The sequence below is a fragment of the Saccharothrix algeriensis genome (genome assembly GCF_016907655.1).
Lineage (GTDB): Bacteria > Actinomycetota > Actinomycetes > Mycobacteriales > Pseudonocardiaceae > Actinosynnema > Actinosynnema algeriense.
The window spans coordinates 1,345,318-1,362,801 of the sequence record NZ_JAFBCL010000001.1; the positions used below are offsets into that span (position 1 = coordinate 1,345,318).

Genomic DNA, 17,484 nt, shown 5'->3' on the forward strand with positions numbered 1-17,484 from the left:
CGCTGTTCAGCGCAGCCGTGTGCCTCGTGTTCTCCCCGTACGGCCTGGGCGCAGCCCAATCATGTTTTCCGGGGGGCGTCAAGCACGCTCTTCGCTTGACGCCCCCCGGAAAACATGATTGCCTTCGGCAGGCCGTACGGGGAGAACACGACGCACTTCCCTTCTCCTTGGGGGCCTCTCGGCCGCTCTTCTTACTTGGGTTACGCACGGATCCAGGTCAGATTTGGGGCCGCACCGCCCGAAGCTGAAGAGCTTAAAAGAGTCCTCGCCGGACAGGCAGGCCGCCAAGGAGAATGAAAAACAAGAGCGGTCGTGTTCCCCCCGTATGACCTGTCAAAGACAACCATGCTTTCTTGGGGGGTGCAAGCGAAAAGCGTGCTTGCACCCCCCAAGAAAGCATGGTAGCCCTCCGGGCAGGCCATACGGGGAGAACACGAAGGCACCGGTCTGCACGGGGCGTGCCGAAAACCCAAAAGCCGAAAGCGTAAAAGTGGTGGGCGGTTAACGGCCGGGGTCGTGTTGGCGTGTGGTGTCGTCCTGCGGGTGTCGGGGGTGAGGGGGGAAGTGCTGTGGGGGGTGGGGTTGGTGCTGGGTGGGGCGCGGATGCCGATCGGGGTGGGGGCGTTGTGCGGGCGGGCGTGGGGCGGGGTGGGGGCGTTGTGGCTGGGGCGCCCGTCCGGGCCGGCGCGGGGTGTCCTGTGCCGGCAGTCGGACCGTGCGCTCGTCGGCGGGTGCGCGTTCGATGACCCGGGTGGGCGCGTCGCTCGGCGCGGGCGGGGTCGCGGCCAGCAGGCGGCCGAGCACCGGGTGGCCGGTGAACCGGGTGACCAGGGCGCCGACCGGCGCGGTCAGCACCCGGACGAGCAGCCACGCCACGACGGCGCCGAGGGTCAGGCCGGCGAGCACGTCGTGCGGGTAGTGCGCGCCCACGAACACCCGGGAGAACGCCATCGCCACGGCCAGGCCGACCACCCACGGCGCGAGGCCGCGCGACACGAGGATCAGCCCGACGGCCGCCGCGGCGGCGATGGTCGAGTGGTTGCTCGGGAACGACCAGTCCCCCACCTCGGGGCACGTGACGACCGTCGCGCCGGCGGGCAGGCCGCGGCACGGCCGCTCCGCGTCGAAGACCGTCTTCAGCAGCTCGCTCACGACGTACGCGACGACCGTGGCCACCGGGGCCAGCAGGGTCGGCGCCACCGCCCCGGGGTCACCGCCGCGCCGCGCCCGCCACCACACCACCAGGAACAGCGCCCCGAAGATCAGCAAGCCGACCTCGGTGTAGAGCGTGAACAGGCCGCGCAGCCAACCGGGCGCGGCGCCCGCGAACCCCGTGATGCCGTCGTACAGGCCACTGCCCGACCCCGCCCGGATCCGTTCCACCGCCACGTCGGCACTCCCCTCCTCCTGGCCCGCGACCGCGCGGGCCGACCTCCGGCTCGTCGGCTGAAAGCTAGGGGCGGGGAGGGGGCCTGCACCGCGCCCGATCGGCACCGGTCCGGTTGACCTTCGACATCCCGTTGATCTTACTTTTGTCAGTTTTCCGGGTTTGTTCACCCCTCGGCAAGGCCCGCTTCATATCCGGCGATCACCAGTTGGGCGCGGTCGCGGGCGGCCAGCTTGGCCATCAGGTGGCCGATGTGGGTCTTGACCGTGTGACGGCTCAGGTGCAGGGCCTGCTCGATCTCGGTGTTGGACAGGCCGCGGGTGATCAGCGCGAGGACCTCCCGCTCGCGCGGGGTCACGCCGGGCAGCGGCCGGGCGCGGCGGGGCGGGGTGCGCAGGAACTCCGCGATGAGCCGGCGGGTGACGGTCGGCGCGAGCAGCGCCTCGCCCGCCGCGACCGTCCGGACGGCGTCGAGCAGCCGGGCCGGCGGGACGTCCTTGAGCAGGAAGCCGCTCGCACCCGCGCGCAGCGCCTCGTGGACCACGCCGTCGAGGTCGAACGTGGTCAGGATGAGCACCTTCGGCGCGCCGGGCGGCGCGGTGATGAGCCCGGTCGCGGCGACGCCGTCCAGGTCGGGCATCCGGACGTCGAGCACCGCGACGTCCGGCCGGTGCTCCCGGGCCGCCGCGACCGCCGCCCGGCCGGCGCCCACCGCCGCGACGACCTCGATGCCGGGGTCCGCGGCCAGCAGCACCCGGACGGTGTCGAGGTAGAGCGGTTCGTCGTCGGCGAGCAGGACGCGGATCGGCTCACCCGGCACGGCGCGCGCCCTCGCCGAACGGCAGCGCGGCGTGGACGGCGAACCCGCCGCCGGGCGCCGGCCCGGCGCGCAGGGAGCCGCCGTGCAGCGCGACCCGCTCCCCCATGCCGAGCAGCCCGTGCCCCGGCCGGGCGGGCGCGGTCGCGGCGCCCTCGTCGACGACGGAGACGAGCAGCCGGTCGGGTTCGAGGGTCGTGGTCAGGTGGCAGCGCGGCGGGCGGCTGTGCCGCCGCACGTTGGTCAGCGCCTCCTGGACGATGCGGTAGGCCGAGACCCGCACGGCGGCCGGCGCGCGGGCCAGGTCGGCCTGGTCGGCGGTCACCGCGACGCCGGCCGAGCGCGCGTCCGCCACCAGCCGGTCCAGGCTGCCCGCGCCCGGCGGCGCGGACGGGTCGCGCAGCCCGCCCAGCACGGTCCGGACGTCCTCCAGCGCCGCGCGGCTGACCTGCTCGATGCTCCGCAGCGCCGCCTCCCGCTCGTCGGGACCGCCGCCGCCGGCCTCGAGGTGGTTGGCCACCGCGGCCTTCATGGCGATCAGGCTCAGGTTGTGCCCCACGACGTCGTGGATGTCGCGGGCGATGTGCAGCCGCTCCCGGGCCACCGCCTGGCTCGTGCGCAGCTCGGCGAGTTCGGCCGCGTGCCGCCTGCGGGTGCGGACGGCGGCGGCCAGCGCCCAGGAGCCGGTGATCAGCACGGCGCTGTAGAGCAGCGTGGTGACCGGCGCGGTGCGGAACGACTCCGCGCCTTCCTCCACGGGGACCAGGGCCAGGCCGGGGAACGCCGCCACCGCCGCACCGGCCGCCGCCACGACCGCCACCGCCGCGACCGCGCCCACCACACCGGACCGCGCCGAGGACAGCACGACGGGGTAGAGCGCCGACGCGATGGCCAGCAGCACGGCGTCGTTGCCGGCTCCGACGACGACGACCACCGCGCCGACCGACACCACGACCGCCAGCACGGCCACCGGTCGCCGCCGTCGCAGCAGCAGTGCGCCGCCCAGCGACGCCACCACCCACGTGAGCGCATCCACCTGCGGCGCGCGAAAAAACGCCAGCACCACCACGACGATCGCCACCACCGCATCGCTCGCCGGCGCGACCCACGGACCGAGTTTCCCCACCCCGGCACGGTAACCCGGACGCGGCGGGCGCAACTCGGACCACGGTCCGATGCCGATCCCCCGGCAACCGGCCGAGAATCCGGTCGTGCTCACCTCGATCCTCTCCACCGCGCTCGTCACCGCCGCTTTCCTCGGCCCGACCACCGGAGCGCCACCGGCCACCGTCGACGGTGCGGCCGTCGACGCCCTCGTGGAGCAGTACCGGGAAGAAGCGGCAGTGCCCGGTGTGGCGGTGGCCGTCACGCGGGGCACCACCGTGGTGCACACCGCCGGCTACGGCCGCACGCCCGACGGCGAGGCGGTTTCCGACCGCACCACCATGGCGGCGGCCTCGGTGAGCAAGTCGTTCACGGCGCTGGCCGCGGTGCAACTCGCGGAGAGCGGGCGCATCCGGCTGGACGACCCGGTGCGGGCGCACCTGCCGGAGTTCGCGATGGCCGACCCGCGGGCCGACGCGATCACCGTGCGGCAGCTGCTCGACCAGACCTCCGGCATGTCCGACACGACCTTCCGCTCGTTCAGCGGTCCGCAGGTGCGCACGCTGCGCGAGGCCGTGGCGTCGATGCGCGGCGCGGGGCTCGCCGCCGCGCCCGGCACGCGCTGGGAGTACCACAACCCGAACTTCCAGGTGGCCGCGCGCCTGGTCGAGGTCGTCAGCGGGCTGTCGTTCGACGACTACCTGCGCCGCACCGTGTTCGGGCCGCTCGGCATGGTCGACAGCCGCACCGCCGACACCGCGCGTGACCTGCCGCCCGGCGCCCGGGGGCACCTCAAGGTGCTCGACCGGCCCGTCGCCCTGCCCGAGCCCCCGGCCTTCGGCAACGGGTCCGGCGGCGTGCTCACCTCGGCCCGTGACCTGGCGGCGTGGCTGATCGCGCAGAACGACGGGGGGCGTGGCCCCGGCGGCACGTCGATCGCCTCGCCGCAGGGCATCGCCGCGACGCACACCCCTTCGGCCGCGTCCGGTTCCTACGGCCTCGGCTGGTTCGTGGGGACCACGCCGTCCGGCGCGCCGCTGGTCCACCACGGCGGCGACCTGTTCACGTCCACGGCGTACCAGGCGCTGCTGCCGGCGTCGGGCCACGGCATCGCCGTCATGGCGAACACCGGGATGCAGTACGGCGACGCCCAGGCGATCGGCGATCGCCTCGTCGCCCTGGTCGAGGGCGGGCGGTCGCCGGCCGCGGGCGATTCCTACCTCGTCGCGGACATCGTGCTGCTGGTCCTCGCCCTGGCCGTCGTGCCGGTGTCGGTGCGCGGGGTGGTGCGCTCGCGGCGGTGGGCGGCGCGCCGGTCGTCGGGCTGGCGGGCGGTGGCGCGCCTGCTGCCGCTGCTGCTGCCGGCCGCGCTCGCCGCGGTGGTCCACCGGGTGGTGGGCTTCCTCTACCGGGGCCGCGACGTGTCGTGGGTCCAGGTGTCGTACCTCTACCCGACGTTCATGGTTCTGCTGGTGGTGGCGGCGCTGGGCTGCACCGCCGTGCTGGTGGGCAGGGTGCTGGCGCTGTTCCGAGAAGTCCACACGTCCGTGTGAGCCGTCACGACGAAGGGCGAAGGGGCGAGGTCTCGAACCCCGCCACCACCCCACGAAAGTGGACGTGCACGACCCGCCCGTGGGAGACGGCGCCGGCCGGCGCGCCCACGTTCGGGCACGGCCGGGCGGGCGGCGCGGGTGTCGCACCTTCGGGTGGAGGGGCGACCGGGCTGTTCCGCGACGCCGGCGGTACGCGCGATGCTGTTCGGCGGGCCGGCCCGGTGAGGCCGGCCGGACATCGCGGGTCGGAGAGAATCCCCATGCGCTTCACCACGAACAGCACGCCGTCCTCCGCCGACGGCGGCACGACCGCCGTCGGAGCCGCCGGCGCGGCCGGCCCGGCGGGCGTCCCGGAGCACGCGGAGGGGCGGTCGCACGCCCCGGCCCCGCTCGTGCAGCCGCCGGGCGGGCCGATGGGCTGGCAGCTGGACGCCCTGCGGATGATCGTCGTGTGACGGCGGCGCTCCGGGCGGGGACCCGTCCGGAGCGCCGCGGCGCCGGCGGCCCGAGCAGCCCCGTCCCCACCGGCCCACCCGGCCCGGCTCCGCACCACCCCCACCGCACCGCAGCACCACCGCCCCACCGCCCCGGGCCGCAGCACCCGCGAGGACCGCTGCGGCGGAACGCGCGCGGCACGACCGTCCACTGAGGACGAACGGCCGGCCCGGACCACCCTCGATCCCGAGCGCGTCCGGCGTCCCGGCAGTCCGGCTGCCGCCGCCCCGGGCCGGCCCGGTCCCGGGCGCGGTACGGCTCGCGCCGCGCCGCCCCGGGACCGCAACGGCGGTCAGACCTTCGACCAGCCCGGCACCCAGGCGCCGTCGCGGACCTCGAAGTCGCCGAACAGGGCGGGCGCCTCCGCGCGCATGACGCGGCCCACCTTGTCGAACACCAGCCGGATCTCCTCCTCCGCGCCCGGCGCGGTGCGGGCCTCCAGGACGTGCCGGATGGCGCGCACGTTCGCCGTCCACACCAGGCCGGTCGCCACGCCGTCGGGCGCGAAGCGGCGCATGAACGACGTGCGGTGCTTGCGGTAGCCGAAGTCGCGGTCGTCGGAGTCCAGGTCGAAGTGCTCGGACAGCCACTGCTGGAACCGCTCGGACTCCTCCAGGAACTCCGCCGAGCGGGCCATCAGCTCCTCGTCGCCCTCCGCCCACTCGGGGAACGGGAAGGGCAGCTCGGTCAGCCGCACGAACCGCATCGACTCCTGCGACACCGCGGTCCCCGCGCGGTGGCGGACCAGCTCATGGGTCAGCACCCGCGACACGTTGTGCAGCACGAACGTGAAGTTCGCGTGCTCCAGCACCGACCCGTGCGCCTGCTTGAGCAGGTTGCGCAGGTAGTCGTCCTGGTTCGCGCGCACCCGCCGCACGTTCGGGTTCAACCCCGGCTCCCACGACCGGTAGCACAGCCGCCCGGCGAACTCCAGCAGGTCCGCGGTGGCCCGCGACCCGACCGGCTCCCGGTCGCCGTCCTCCGAGCGGGACAGCCACGCCTGCCCCGACACCGCCTTGAGGTAGCGCGACATTTCGTCGTAGTCCACGGCCGGACGGGCGATCAGGAACACTTCCGGTTCAACTCGCTTCACGCGGCCACCCTACTGCCGGCGATCACGGCCGGAACCGCACCGGCACCGACCAGTACCCGTGGGGGTTGAGGTGCGGGCCGAGCACCGGCGGGCCGTCGGCGCGCAGGCCGGGGAAGGCCGCGAACAGCTCCGGGACGGCGATCCGGACGTGCAGCCGGGCCAGCGGCGCGCCCAGGCAGTAGTGCACGCCGCCGCCGAAGCCCAGCGCCGGCCCGGTCCGCCCCAGGTCGATCGCGTCCGGCTCGGGGAACACCGCCGGGTCGCGGTTGGCCGCGCCGAGCAGCAGCACGACGTGCGCCCCGTCGGGCAGCGCCGCGCCGGCCACCTCCGCCCCGCCCCGGACCCACCGGTCGACCAGGTGGATGGGCGTGCCGATCCGGACCAGCTCGTCCACCGCCCGGTCGTCGAGCGGTCCGGCCGCCACCGCCGCGGCCACCGCGGGCTGCCGCAGGATCGCCGCGGTCGCGTTCGCCAGCAGCCCCACGGTCGTCTCCACCCCGGCGACCACCACGGCCGACAGCGTGGCCACCAGGTCGTGCCGCGCGAGCCGCCCGGCGCGCTGCTCGCCCACCAGCACCCGGACCAGGCCGTCGGGCGCGCACCGGTCCGCCTCGCGCGCCAGGGACTCCAGGAACGCCACCAGCCGGTCGCTCGCCGCCGCGGCCCGCCGCCGCCAGGCGTCGTCCGACCACATCCGCGGCGTGCCCAGGACCACCAGGTCCGGCATCAGCCCCCGCACGTGCGCGACCGCCGGGCGCGGCACGCCCAGCAGCGCGGCCAGCGAGTTGAGCTGGACCGGCCAGGCGAAGTCCTCGTAGGCGTCGAACGCCCCGGACGGCCGCGCGGCCAGCTCGCGCAGCAGGTCGCGGGCGAACGAGCGCAGCCGGTCCTCCAGGCGCGCCAGCGCCCGCGGGGTGAACAGCGACTGCACCACCGAGCGCACCCGCCGGTGGGCGTCGCCGTTGAGGAACAGGATCGAGTCGTAGAACGGCGACAGCTCCCCGTCGCCGACCGACCGCGCCCGCCGCCGCAGCGGCCGGTCCTCCACGTGCAGCCCCGGCTGGCGCAGCGCGTCCCGGCAGGCCGCGTACCCGGAGACGTACACCGTGCCCAGCGGCGACCGGAAGCTGCTGCCGCGCGCGTGCAGCTCCTGGTAGAGCGGGTGCGGGTCGGGCCGGGGCTCGGTCCGGAACAGCTCGCCCAGCACGCGGACCGCGCTGCGCGGCCGGTCGGTCGCCGCCGTCACGGCGCACCGGTCCCGACCGCGCTGACCCGGCCCGCCAGCAGCTGCGCCTCGGCCCAGTCGCGGTCGCCGGGGCGCACCCGCAGCGCCACGGACCGCCGCCCGCGCAGCACGTCGTGCTCGGCGGTGCGCTCCAGCAGGTCGACCAGGCCGACGCGGGTGGCGGCGTCCAGCCGGTCCACCAGCACCTCCACCGGCCCCGGCGCCGCCAGCGCGGCCGCCGCGCCCGGGTCCTCGGGGTAGCGCACCGCCCGCGCGCCGCCGGCCCCCGCGACCGGCCGCTTGCGGGCGCGCGCCACCAGCTCGTCGTGCAGCGACGGGTTGTCCACCCGAAGCCGCGACGTCGTGCCCTGCCCCGTCCGGGTCACCAGCGACCACGCCAGCTCCGCCTCCGACAGCTCCGACCAGCGCGCCGGCAGCGACGCCCACCACGCCGCGCTGCGCCGGCCCAGCGCCTGCACGCGGCCGGTCTCCGGGCGGCGCACGGCGGCGTAGCCGTCCATCCCGGTCGCCACGTCCGGCGCGTCGCGCAGGTGCTCGGCGAGGCTGAGCGCGTCGTCCAGCGCCATGGTGGTGCCGGAGCCGACGGAGAAGTGCGCGCTGTGCGCGGCGTCGCCGATCAGCACCCTGCGGCCGGTGCGCCACCGCGGCGCGGTCCGGGTGCGGAACGAGCGCAGCCGCGTGGCCGCGCCGAGCAGCTCGTGCCCGGCCAGCACCTCCGCGAACGCCGACCGCACCGCCGCGCGCAGCCGGGCCCCGTCGTCCGGGCCGCGCCGCCCGCCCAGCACCGCCCGCCACGCGCTCGCCGGGCCCTCCACGATGAACGCCGACCGGTCCGGCCCGTACGGGTAGGTGTGCGCGGTCAGCACGCCCGCGCCGGTCTCCACGAGCACGAACGTCAGGCACGGGAACCGGCGGTCGGTCGCGTACCAGACGTGGTGCACCTCCTCGGTGCCCGCCTCGACCTCGGCGAGCGTGAACGCCCGGTGCCGCGCGCCGCGCGCGTCCACGACCCCGTCCGCGTCGGGGAAGTCGGCCTCGTCGGCCTCCGCGCCGTCGACCAGCGCGCAGCCCAGCGACCGGGCCTCGCGGCGCATCGCGCCCACCAGCAGGCTGCGGGCGACCGCGCGGGCCGGGTGGCCCGCGACGGTGACCGGCTCGCGCGCGGACAGCACCGCCAGCCCGCCCCACGAGGCCGTCGAGCCGGCGACCTCCTGCGCCCAGGCGAAGCCCAGCGCGGCGTAGCGGGCGACGGTGCGCGGGCTCAGGATCAGCCCGAAGCCGTCCTGGCCGGGGTCCCGGCGGTCGTGCACGGTCACCTCGGCCCGCGGGCCGAGGGCGCGTTTGACGGAGATCGCGGCGCCGAGACCGGCCGGCCCGCCTCCGATGACGGTGAAGCGCATGTCACCCCCGGGAGATCACCTGGGTCAGCTCCGCCTGGCAGCAGAGGACCCCGAACTGCTCGACCCGCACGGCCACGTCCACCAGCCGCGCCCCGACGCCGCGCGGCACGGCGGTGAACGTCACCGGCTTGCCGTCGACCGGCCGCACGAACCGGACCCTCAGGTCCGCCGTGAGGAAACCCGCGGCCGACCCCAGGTGCGCGGCGGTGGCGACGCCCGCGACGTGGTCGACGACGCACGCCAGCCACCCGCCGAACACCGTCTCCCGCTGCCCCAGCAGGTCCGCGTCGGGCTCGGCGCGCGCGACGAACGAGCCGTCCGCCGCCGCCGTCACCTCCGGCAGCGCCAGGCGCCGCCCGAGCGCGCCGCTCCACAGGTCCGGCACGGCGGCCGCGCCCGGTGGCCCGCTCACGTCGCGCCCCGCCGCTTGGCGGTGAGGAACAGCAGCGCCACGGCCGCGAACAGCACCGCCTCGTAGCCCAGGCCGCGCAGGAACGCGGTGGACACCACCTCGTGCGGCACGCCGCCGAGGTCGAGCGGGAAGAACAGGCCGAACACGACGATGCCCAGCGCGCCACCGATCTGCTGGCCGGTGGTCAGCGCGCCGCCGACCGCGCCCGCGTCCGACGGGGGCGCCAGCGACAGCACCACGCCCAGCACCGGCGCGACCACCAGGCCCAGGCCGGCGCCGGTCACCAGCAGCGCGGGCGCGACCCCGTAGGCCAGGGCGCCCGCGGGCAGCGCCCACACCAGCACGCCGGTCAGCGCCGTGCCCACCACGCAGACCGCCGCGCCCGCCGCGACCACCAGCCGCGGCTCCCACCGGCCGGTCAGCCGCGCGGACAGCCGCGAGGTCACCGCCGCGCCCACGCCGTAGGGCGCCAGCGCCAGGCCCGCGACCAGCGGCGAGGCGTCGGCGCCGGTTTGCAGCAGGAGGGAGAAGTACAGGAAGAAGCACGTGCTGGCGGCGAAGAACAGCAGGTAGCCGAACACGCCGCGCAGCAGCGTCGGGTCGCGGAACGCGCCGATCGGGACGATGCACTGCCGCCCGGCCGCGTACCGGCGCTGCTCGTAGACGCCGTACCCGACGGCCAGCGGCACCGCCGCCACCGCCACGACCCACGCCCACACCGGCCACCCGAAGGAGCGGCCCAGGGTGAGCGGGACGGCGATCGCGGCGATCGTCGCGGCGGTCAGCGCCCCGCCCACCGCGTCGAGCCCGCCGCCGGCGTCCCCGCCGCCCGCCGCCCGGCCGCGCACCGCGAGCCACCACACCAGCAGGCACACCGGCAGGTTGACCAGGAAGATCAGCCGCCAGCCCACCGCGTCCGGCGCGACCGCCACCAGGACGCCCGCGACCACCGGCGCGACCACGGTCGCCAGCGCCATCACCATGCCCAGCGAGCCCAGCGCCCGGTTGCGGGCCTGCGGGTCCTCCAGCGCCCGCACGATCGCGAGCACCTGCGGGAACAGCAGGCCGGCCGCGACGCCCTGGACCAGGCGCGCCGCGATCAGCACGCCCATCCCGCCCGCCGCGCCCGCGGCCAGCGACGCGAGCGCGAACAGCACCAGGCCCCAGCGCAGCACCGGGGGCCTGCCCCAGCGGTCGCCCAGCCGGCCGCCGATCACCAGCACCGAGGCGTAGGCGACCTGGTAGCCCGCCACGGCCAGTTGCAGCTCGGCCACGCTCGCCGAGAAGCTCCGCTCGATCAGCGGCGCCACCACGTTGAGGATGGACGTGTCGGCGAGCACCATCGCCGCGCCCAGCAGGACCGGCCAGACGCGCGCGCCGCCTCCCCCCTCAGCGGTGCCGTTGGTGCTCAACCCTTGCACGGAGCTCACGACGCAGTACCTTTCCGGACGGGCTCACCGGGATCTGTTCCACTACCACGATCTCGGAGGGCAGCTTGTAGCTGGCCAACCGACTCGCGCACCACTGGGTGATCTGGGCGGGGGTCACGTCGGCCCCGGGTTCGAGGGTCACGAACGCGACGGGCGTCTGTCCCCACAGCTGCGACGCCGCGCCCACCACGGCGGCCTCCGCGACGCCGGGCAGCCCCCGCAGCACCGACTCGACCTCCGCCGGGTACACGTTCTGGCCGCCGCGCAGGATGAGGTCGGTGCGGCGGTCCAGGATCCAGTGCAGGCCGCTGCCGTCGACCAGCACGACGTCCTGGGTGCGCAGCCAGCCGTCGTCGTCGACCGCGGCGGCGGTGGCGCCCGGGTCGCGCCAGTAGCCGGTCATCAGGCCGGGCCAGCGCAGCCGCAGCTCGCCGGGCTCGCCGACCGCGGCGGGCCGGCCGTCCTCGGCCACGACCCTGGCCCGCACGCCGGACATCGGGACGCCGATGGGGGTCGCGCCGGCGGCGGGCGCCTCGGCGGCGCGGGGCAGCGGGCCGCCGATCGCCGGGCCGCCGCCCTCGGTGATGCCGTAGACGCTGTGCAGCTCCACGCCCAGCGCCTCGCGGCACCGCCGCGCCAGCTCGGGCGGCATGGGCGCGGCGCCGTGGCCGATCAGCTCCAGCGACTCGAACTGCGTGGTGTCCAGGTGCGGCGTCCGCAGCAGCAGCTCCACCATGGTGGGCACCAGGAACGTCTGCGTGATGCCCCACTTCCGCACGGCCGCCGAGAACGGCCGGGGCGCGAACCTCGGCAGCACGTGCACCGGGCGGCCGGCGACCAGGTAGTCCAGCGCGATGACCGAGCTGCCGTGGAACAGCGGGCAGGCGCTGAGGAAGCGCGCCGGGCCGTGCGCGGGCAGCACGTCCAGCGCCCAGGCCAGCGCGTTGGCCATCAGCGACCGCTCGGCGACCTCGACGCCCTTGGACCGGCCGGTGGTCGCCGAGGTGAAGAACACCACCGCGGCCTCGTCGTCGGTCAGCGGGTCCGACGCCGCGCCGTCGCCGGCCCCGGTGTCGGACCTGGCGTCGTCCAGCGGCACCACGGCCACCGGCGCGTCGCCCACCGCGCCGGTCGCGAACCCGACCAGGTCCGGTTCGGCCACCAGCACCGCCGGCTCGACCAGCGCCAGCTGGTGCGCCAGCTCCGGCGCGGTGAGCGAGGGGTTCATCGGCACGAAGGTCCGCCCCGCGCCCGCGCAGGCGAACAGCAGCTCGAAGTGCTCCTTGCGCCCGTGGGCGAGGTAGGCGACCCGGTCGAGCCGGTCGGTCGCGCCCTCCAGGAACGCCCGCCGCGCCGCGACCCGCGCGGCGAACTCCCGCCAGGTCAGCTCGCCGCCCTCGTCGACCAGCGCCACCGCGTCCGGGGACAGGGCCAGCCGCCCCCGCAGCACCCGCGTCAGCCACATGGCCTACCCGGCCTTCAGCAGGCGCGCCACGTCGGTGATGGTGGCGAGCGAGGCCAGCTCGGCGTCGGAGAGCGGGCGGCCCAGCCTGCGCTCGCACTCCACGGTCACCAGGATCAGCTCACCGGAGTTCACGCCGGCGGCCAGCAGGTCCTGGTCGTCGGCGACCTCGTCGAGCAGGTGCGGCGAGTCCAGGCAGCCCTGGACCAGTTCACGCGCGTTCGGGGCTTCGGGCACGGTCATGCCTCCTCGATCGGACCGGCGCTGATGGCGGCCGTCACCCAGTGCGGCGCGGTGCCATCGGCGAGCGTGAGCAGGGGTTCGGCTTCGGTGGTGCGGCAGGGCAGGAAGCGGTTGAAGCTGCTGCCCAGGCAGGCGTCGAAGAAGTCGGGGTGCGGGGTGAAGCCCAGGTCCCGCAGGCGGCCCGTGGCCAGGCCGGCCGCCACCGGGTCGACCTGCTTCCAGCGGCCGTCCTCCCACACCTCGGCCCACGCGTGGTCGCTGCCCATCAGGCCGAGCAGGTACCCGCGCCGGGCGCGCGCCCGGAAACCGCCGGCGCGCAGGCGTTCGGCGAGGACCTTGGCGACGACCACGCAGTCGGCGACGCCGAGCTCCCACGCCCGCCCGGCCGCGCCGCGCAGGTTCTCCGGCACCGTCTGGTAGGACACCGCGCCGGCCAGCAGCGCGTCGAGCACCTCGGTGTGGGCGGCGACGACCTCCGGCGCGCGCACGGTGTCGTGCCTGCCGCGCAACCGGACCCGGTAGCCCAGGCCGGCCGGCGGCAGCGCCACGCGGTCGGCGCCCGCCGCGACCCCGTCGGCCGGGTCCAGCGGCGCGACGTCCAGCTCCCGCACCGCGTCGCAGTCCGCGTCGGGCAGGCGGACCAGCAGGTCGACCCCCTCCGGCGGCTTGACCTTGACCGACCAGTCGCGCGGGGCGAACCAGGTCTCCGGCGGCTCGGCGGCGAACCGCATCAGGAACCGCAGCGCCAGCTCGAACAGGCTGCGCCCGCGACCGCTGAGCGCGGCCAGGTTGTACAGGTCGGCGAACTCGAACAGCGGCACGCCGCCCGGCCCGGTCCGGTGCCGCACGCCCTCGTCGGCCAGGCCCACCACGTCCTCGCGGGCCACCTGGAGGAACCGGGCGGCGACCTCGGGCGTGGTGGAGTAGTCGGCGAAGTCCGCGGGGACCGGCCGGAGCCGGTGCACCGCGTCGGCCAGCCGGGCGACGTCGCTCACCGCCGCCCCTCCCCCAGCACCCAGTCCGCCAGCTCGTCCAGCGTGCCGATCCCGTAGAGCGCCTCGTCCGGGATCACGACGCCGAGCTGCTCCTCCAGCACGGCGACCGCGCGCAGGAAGCGGACCGACTCCATGCCCGGCAGGTCGGCCAGCGGCCCCGCCGGGTCGAGCTCCGCCTCCGGCGCCTCCAGCGCCCTGGCGAACGCCGACCGCACCACCTTCACCACCACGTCCCGGTCACCGCGGACCGGCTCGTCGGGCACCGCCATCGCGAACTCCCCCATCGTCGAACCGTCAAGCGCGCAGCGACAGCTGCTGCCGCTGGACCTTCCCGGAACTGGTGTGCGGGATGGACCGGGGCAGCACGCCCACCACGTCCACCGGGATCGCGCCCAGCGCGTGCGCGATCCCCTCGCGCACGCGCTTCTCCTCCGCCGCGCGGTCCGCGCCCTCCGCGGAGGTCTCGAACACCACGCGGACCGACTCGGCGCCGTCGTCGTCCACCCCGGCCACCGCGCCGCACCGGACGTGGCCGCCCAGCACCGAGCGCACCACGTCCTCGACGTCTTCGGCGTGGACGTTGTGGCCGTTGACCGACGCCATGTTCTTGAGCCGGCCGGTGATGAACAGCTCGCCGTCCTGCACGAAACCCAGGTCGCCGGTCCGCAGCCAGCCGGTCGGGGTGCGCGGCCCGGCCGACGGCGGCAGGTCGAGGTAGCCGGGCGTGATCGTGGGGCCGTGCAGCTGGATCTCGCCGAGGCTGCCCGGCGGCAGCTCGCGGTCGCCGTCGGCGATGCGCAACGCCGTGCGGCGCAACGGCCTGCCGCAGGCCACCACCGCCCGCGCGCCCGGCCCCCCGGCGCGGAAGGCGACCGGGGCGCCGAACGCGAGCCGGTCGCGGTCGACGTGGCGGACCGCGTACGGGCGGCCGGGTTCCTGCAGCGTGCCGGGCAGGGTCGCCTCGGCCAGCCCGTAGACCGGCCACAGCGCGGCCGGGTGGAAGCCCAGCGGCGCGAGGGCCTCGGTGAACCGGCGGACGCTCTCGGCGCGCACGGTCTCCGCGCCGTTGAGCGCGAACCGCCAGCCGCGCAGGTCCGCGGCGGGCGGCTCGTCCGCCTCCGCCACGGCCGTCGCGAGGGCCTCGTAGAAGAAGTTGGGCGCCGCCAGCGTGGTGCAGCCCGCGGCGGCGAACTGCTCCAGCCACCGCAGCGGGCGGCGCACGGCCTCGCTCGGCGTCCACAGCTCGACGCCCGCGCCCGAGGCGAACGCGGTCAGCGTCATGAACAGGCCCATGTCGTGGAACAGCGGCAGCCAGCTGCCCAGCCGGTCGGTGGGCGTCAGGAACAGCTGGTCGCGCAGGATCTCCAGCGCCGCCACCACGTTCGCCTGGGTCAGCACGACGCCCTTGGGCCGGCCCGTGCTGCCGGAGGTGAACTGCACGACGCACGGCCGGTCGGCGTCGGCCGGGGCCGGCGCGACGTCGGCGACCGGGCACTCGGCGATGTCCACGAACTCGACGCCGGGGGCCCGCTGCCGGATGCGCTTGAGCGTGGGCGTCATCGCCGCGCCGTGCACCAGGACGGCGTCCAGCCGGGCCGTCTCCGCGATGAGCAGGACGTGCTCGACGTAAGCCTGCGGGCCGACGAAGCCCGCGGGCAGCGGCAGCGGGATCGCCATCGCGCCCGCGGCCATGGCGGCGAACAGCGCCTCGTACCAGGAAGCGCTGTTGGGCATCAGGATCCCGACGCGCGCCTGGCCGTCGCGGCCGGCCGGGACGGAGCCGGCCTTGCCGACGCCGGCGGCGAGCAGGTCCGACAGCGGGCGGGTGCGACCGGCGACGTGGTCGTGCAGCGCGGGGTCCACCCACCGCGCGGCGCCGGCGAGGGCGGCCAGGACGAGGTGCTCGCTCATCGGGCGCCACCCACCGCGCCGCGCAGGACGTGCCGGCGCACCTTCTTCGAGCCGGTCACCGGCAGGTCCTCCGGCGCGAGCGCGACGACCTCCTCCGGCGTCGCGCCCAGCTCCTCGACCGCCTTGCCCACCAGCGCCCGGTCGGCCGACGCGCCGGGCCGGGCCACCACCACGACCCGAACGCCGCGCCGCGCGCCGGGCAGCACCAGCGCCTCCTGGAGTTCGGGGAACCGGTCCAGCAGCGCGTCCTCCAGCGCCAGGGCGCTGGCCACGCCGGGGACCCGGTCGACCACGCGGTCGAGCAGCTCGATCGCGCCGTCCGCGCGCAGGCGGCCCCAGTCGCCCATCGGCCACCACTCGACGCCGGGCGACTCCCGCCCCACGTAGCCGACCATCCGGGACACCGCGCGCACCTCGATGTGCCCGGCGACGCCGACCGGAACGGGCTCGCCCGCCTCGTCCACGACCCGCGCCTCGCGGCCCTCGGCCGGGACGCCCACCACGCGCGTGTCGTGGCCCAGCGGGTCCTCCCGCGTCATGGCCCGCGCGGCGACCGGGCCCGTCTCGGTCTGGCCGTAAGCCTGGAGGAAGAACGCGTCCGGGACGTCCGTGCCGGACAGCAGGCGGCGCACGGTGCGCGGGTGGATGGCGTCGAACGTGCTGCTGAACCGGGCGACCGAGGCCAGCGGGCGGTCGGGCAGGTCCGCGATCGGCTCCCACCGGAGGTAGGTGTTGGGGTGCGCCTCCAGGCTGTGCGGGCGCAGCAGGGCCAGCAGCGCCGCCACCGCCTCGGGCCGGTCGTCGGTCGCGAAGGCCAGCGGTTGGCCGACCACCAGGGCGGTGATCAGCGCGGAGGTGGCGCGCGCGTGCGCGCAGGAGATGGCCTTGACGGCCAGGCGGTCCGCGCCGAACTCCAGCATCAGCCGCACCTGCGGCGCGGCGTGCTCGTGGATCGAGGCGGAGGAGTGGGCGACCAGCTTGGGCGCCGCCGTGGTGCCGGAGGTGTGCGTGATCAGCGCGACCTCGTGCGGGTTCAGCGCGCCGACCGGGAACGCCGCGGGCGCCGGGAGGTCCGCGCGGCGCAGCAGGCGGGTGTGCGCGCCGAGCAGGTCGAGCACGCCGGGGGCCGGCTCCGGGGCGGAGCCCTGCGGGGCGTTGTCGGCGGCGTTGTCCGCGGCGTTGCCCGGGGCGTCCTCCCCGGAGTCCACGAGCGTCCACGCCGGGTGCAGCGCCGCCACCGACTCGACCAGGTGCTCGGCGGGCATCGAGGCGGCCAGCAGCGCGGGCACCGCGCCGAGGCGGTGCAGGGCGAACGCCGCGAGCTGCACGCGGGGGTGGTTCGGCAGCACGACGGCGACCACCTGCCGGGGCCGCACGCCCGCCGCCCACAGCCGGCCCGCCAGGTGCTCGACCGCGGCGTGGAACGACGCGACGTCGCGCACCGGTCCGGGCTGCTCCGGCCACCCGTCGTCGGCGAACAGCGGCGTGGCCGGGTGCTCCCGGGTCGCCGTGGCGACCAAGCGGGATAAATCGGGCGAACGCCCCGATTCCAGGCGCGCGTCAACCGATGTCGACATAGCTCCCCCTAATGCCTGTCGATCAATTCCACCCAGTCGGTCCGATTCGACCGGCCACCTCCGGCGGGCTCTCCCACCGGGCCCGGCCGACACCGGATCTGCCCCACGCGGAGTGGCCGTCGAAAACTGGCACACACCGCACGGAGGTGTCAAGCGGTCCCGAATGCGGACCCGCTCGGCGGGGCCGCGGAGTGGTGGTTGCCGGGCCGGGCCACCCCGGCTACGTTCCAATGCGGAACCGCCGCGGCGCACGCGGTGAACCTGCGCTTCCGCGATATGACACACGCTGTGGAATAGGCGGTCGGCGCTGATCGCGGGCTCGTGGGGAGCGGTGCCGGTACGCCGCGCCCCGCCCCGCC

At 76.1% G+C, this 17,484-nt stretch carries 16 protein-coding genes; 2 read left to right on the forward strand and 14 right to left on the reverse strand.

Going from position 1 to position 17,484, the window contains the following annotated elements; genetic code table 11:
* Positions 1–501: 501 nt before the first annotated feature.
* The 3 genes from JOE68_RS05710 to JOE68_RS05720 all read right to left on the reverse strand — a co-directional run bounded on the left by JOE68_RS05710 (position 502) and on the right by JOE68_RS05720 (position 3,330).
* The gene (locus tag JOE68_RS05710; protein ID WP_307819547.1) at positions 502–1,389 is read right to left on the reverse strand and encodes a phosphatase PAP2 family protein; all 888 of its coding nucleotides are present in this window, start codon (positions 1,387–1,389) and stop codon (positions 502–504) included.
* A 164-nt stretch (positions 1,390–1,553) separates the two neighbouring features.
* Positions 1,554–2,207 carry a response regulator gene (locus tag JOE68_RS05715; protein WP_204841289.1) on the reverse strand — a complete coding sequence of 218 codons (654 nt, stop codon included), beginning with the start codon at positions 2,205–2,207 and terminating at the stop codon, positions 1,554–1,556.
* Positions 2,197–3,330 (reverse strand): sensor histidine kinase, encoded by a 1,134-nt coding sequence (locus tag JOE68_RS05720; RefSeq protein WP_204841290.1) that lies wholly within the window; start codon positions 3,328–3,330, stop codon positions 2,197–2,199. Before JOE68_RS05720 ends, JOE68_RS05715 begins: the two co-directional genes overlap by 11 nt.
* Positions 3,331–3,415: 85 nt before the next feature.
* Here JOE68_RS05720 and JOE68_RS05725 point away from each other — a divergent pair, with 85 nt between their 5' ends.
* Positions 3,416–4,861 carry a serine hydrolase domain-containing protein gene (locus tag JOE68_RS05725; RefSeq protein ID WP_204841291.1) on the forward strand — a complete coding sequence of 482 codons (1,446 nt, stop codon included), beginning with the start codon at positions 3,416–3,418 and terminating at the stop codon, positions 4,859–4,861.
* 260 nt (positions 4,862–5,121) lie between these two features.
* A complete protein-coding gene (locus JOE68_RS05730; protein WP_204841292.1) occupies positions 5,122–5,316 on the forward strand; it encodes a hypothetical protein in 195 nt (64 codons plus the stop codon).
* A 332-nt stretch (positions 5,317–5,648) separates the two neighbouring features.
* On the opposite strand, the gene thyX is transcribed toward JOE68_RS05730, so the two are convergent.
* Genes thyX through JOE68_RS05785 form a run of 11 tightly spaced genes read right to left on the reverse strand, consistent with a single transcriptional unit; the run spans position 5,649 to position 17,125 of the window.
* The gene (gene thyX, locus JOE68_RS05735; RefSeq protein WP_204841293.1) at positions 5,649–6,449 is read right to left on the reverse strand and encodes an FAD-dependent thymidylate synthase; all 801 of its coding nucleotides are present in this window, start codon (positions 6,447–6,449) and stop codon (positions 5,649–5,651) included.
* Positions 6,450–6,471: 22 nt separating this feature from the next.
* Positions 6,472–7,695: a cytochrome P450 gene (locus JOE68_RS32165; RefSeq protein WP_204841294.1), complete on the reverse strand. Its 1,224-nt coding sequence runs from the start codon at positions 7,693–7,695 to the stop codon at positions 6,472–6,474.
* Positions 7,692–9,095, reverse strand: coding sequence for an FAD-dependent monooxygenase (locus JOE68_RS05745; protein ID WP_204841295.1), 1,404 nt, complete (start codon positions 9,093–9,095; stop codon positions 7,692–7,694). The genes JOE68_RS32165 and JOE68_RS05745 overlap by 4 nt, the downstream gene beginning before the upstream one ends.
* Position 9,096: 1 nt before the next feature.
* A complete protein-coding gene (locus JOE68_RS30920; protein WP_204841296.1) occupies positions 9,097–9,507 on the reverse strand; it encodes a PaaI family thioesterase in 411 nt (136 codons plus the stop codon).
* Positions 9,504–10,937 carry an MFS transporter gene (locus JOE68_RS05755; protein ID WP_204841297.1) on the reverse strand — a complete coding sequence of 478 codons (1,434 nt, stop codon included), beginning with the start codon at positions 10,935–10,937 and terminating at the stop codon, positions 9,504–9,506. The genes JOE68_RS30920 and JOE68_RS05755 overlap by 4 nt, the downstream gene beginning before the upstream one ends.
* Positions 10,897–12,402: a class I adenylate-forming enzyme family protein gene (locus JOE68_RS05760; protein WP_204841298.1), complete on the reverse strand. Its 1,506-nt coding sequence runs from the start codon at positions 12,400–12,402 to the stop codon at positions 10,897–10,899. Before JOE68_RS05760 ends, JOE68_RS05755 begins: the two co-directional genes overlap by 41 nt.
* A 3-nt stretch (positions 12,403–12,405) precedes the next feature.
* Positions 12,406–12,642: an acyl carrier protein gene (locus JOE68_RS05765; protein ID WP_204841299.1), complete on the reverse strand. Its 237-nt coding sequence runs from the start codon at positions 12,640–12,642 to the stop codon at positions 12,406–12,408.
* Positions 12,639–13,637 carry a transglutaminase-like domain-containing protein gene (locus JOE68_RS05770; RefSeq protein ID WP_204841300.1) on the reverse strand — a complete coding sequence of 333 codons (999 nt, stop codon included), beginning with the start codon at positions 13,635–13,637 and terminating at the stop codon, positions 12,639–12,641. Before JOE68_RS05770 ends, JOE68_RS05765 begins: the two co-directional genes overlap by 4 nt.
* Entirely contained in the window at positions 13,634–13,921 is a 288-nt protein-coding gene (locus JOE68_RS05775; protein ID WP_204841301.1) for an acyl carrier protein, read from the reverse strand. Before JOE68_RS05775 ends, JOE68_RS05770 begins: the two co-directional genes overlap by 4 nt.
* Before the next feature lie 10 nt (positions 13,922–13,931).
* Positions 13,932–15,548, reverse strand: coding sequence for an AMP-binding protein (locus tag JOE68_RS05780; RefSeq protein ID WP_204841302.1), 1,617 nt, complete (start codon positions 15,546–15,548; stop codon positions 13,932–13,934).
* Positions 15,545–17,125, reverse strand: coding sequence for an AMP-binding protein (locus JOE68_RS05785; RefSeq protein WP_204841303.1), 1,581 nt, complete (start codon positions 17,123–17,125; stop codon positions 15,545–15,547). The genes JOE68_RS05780 and JOE68_RS05785 overlap by 4 nt, the downstream gene beginning before the upstream one ends.
* Between the last annotated feature and the right edge of the window lie 359 nt (positions 17,126–17,484).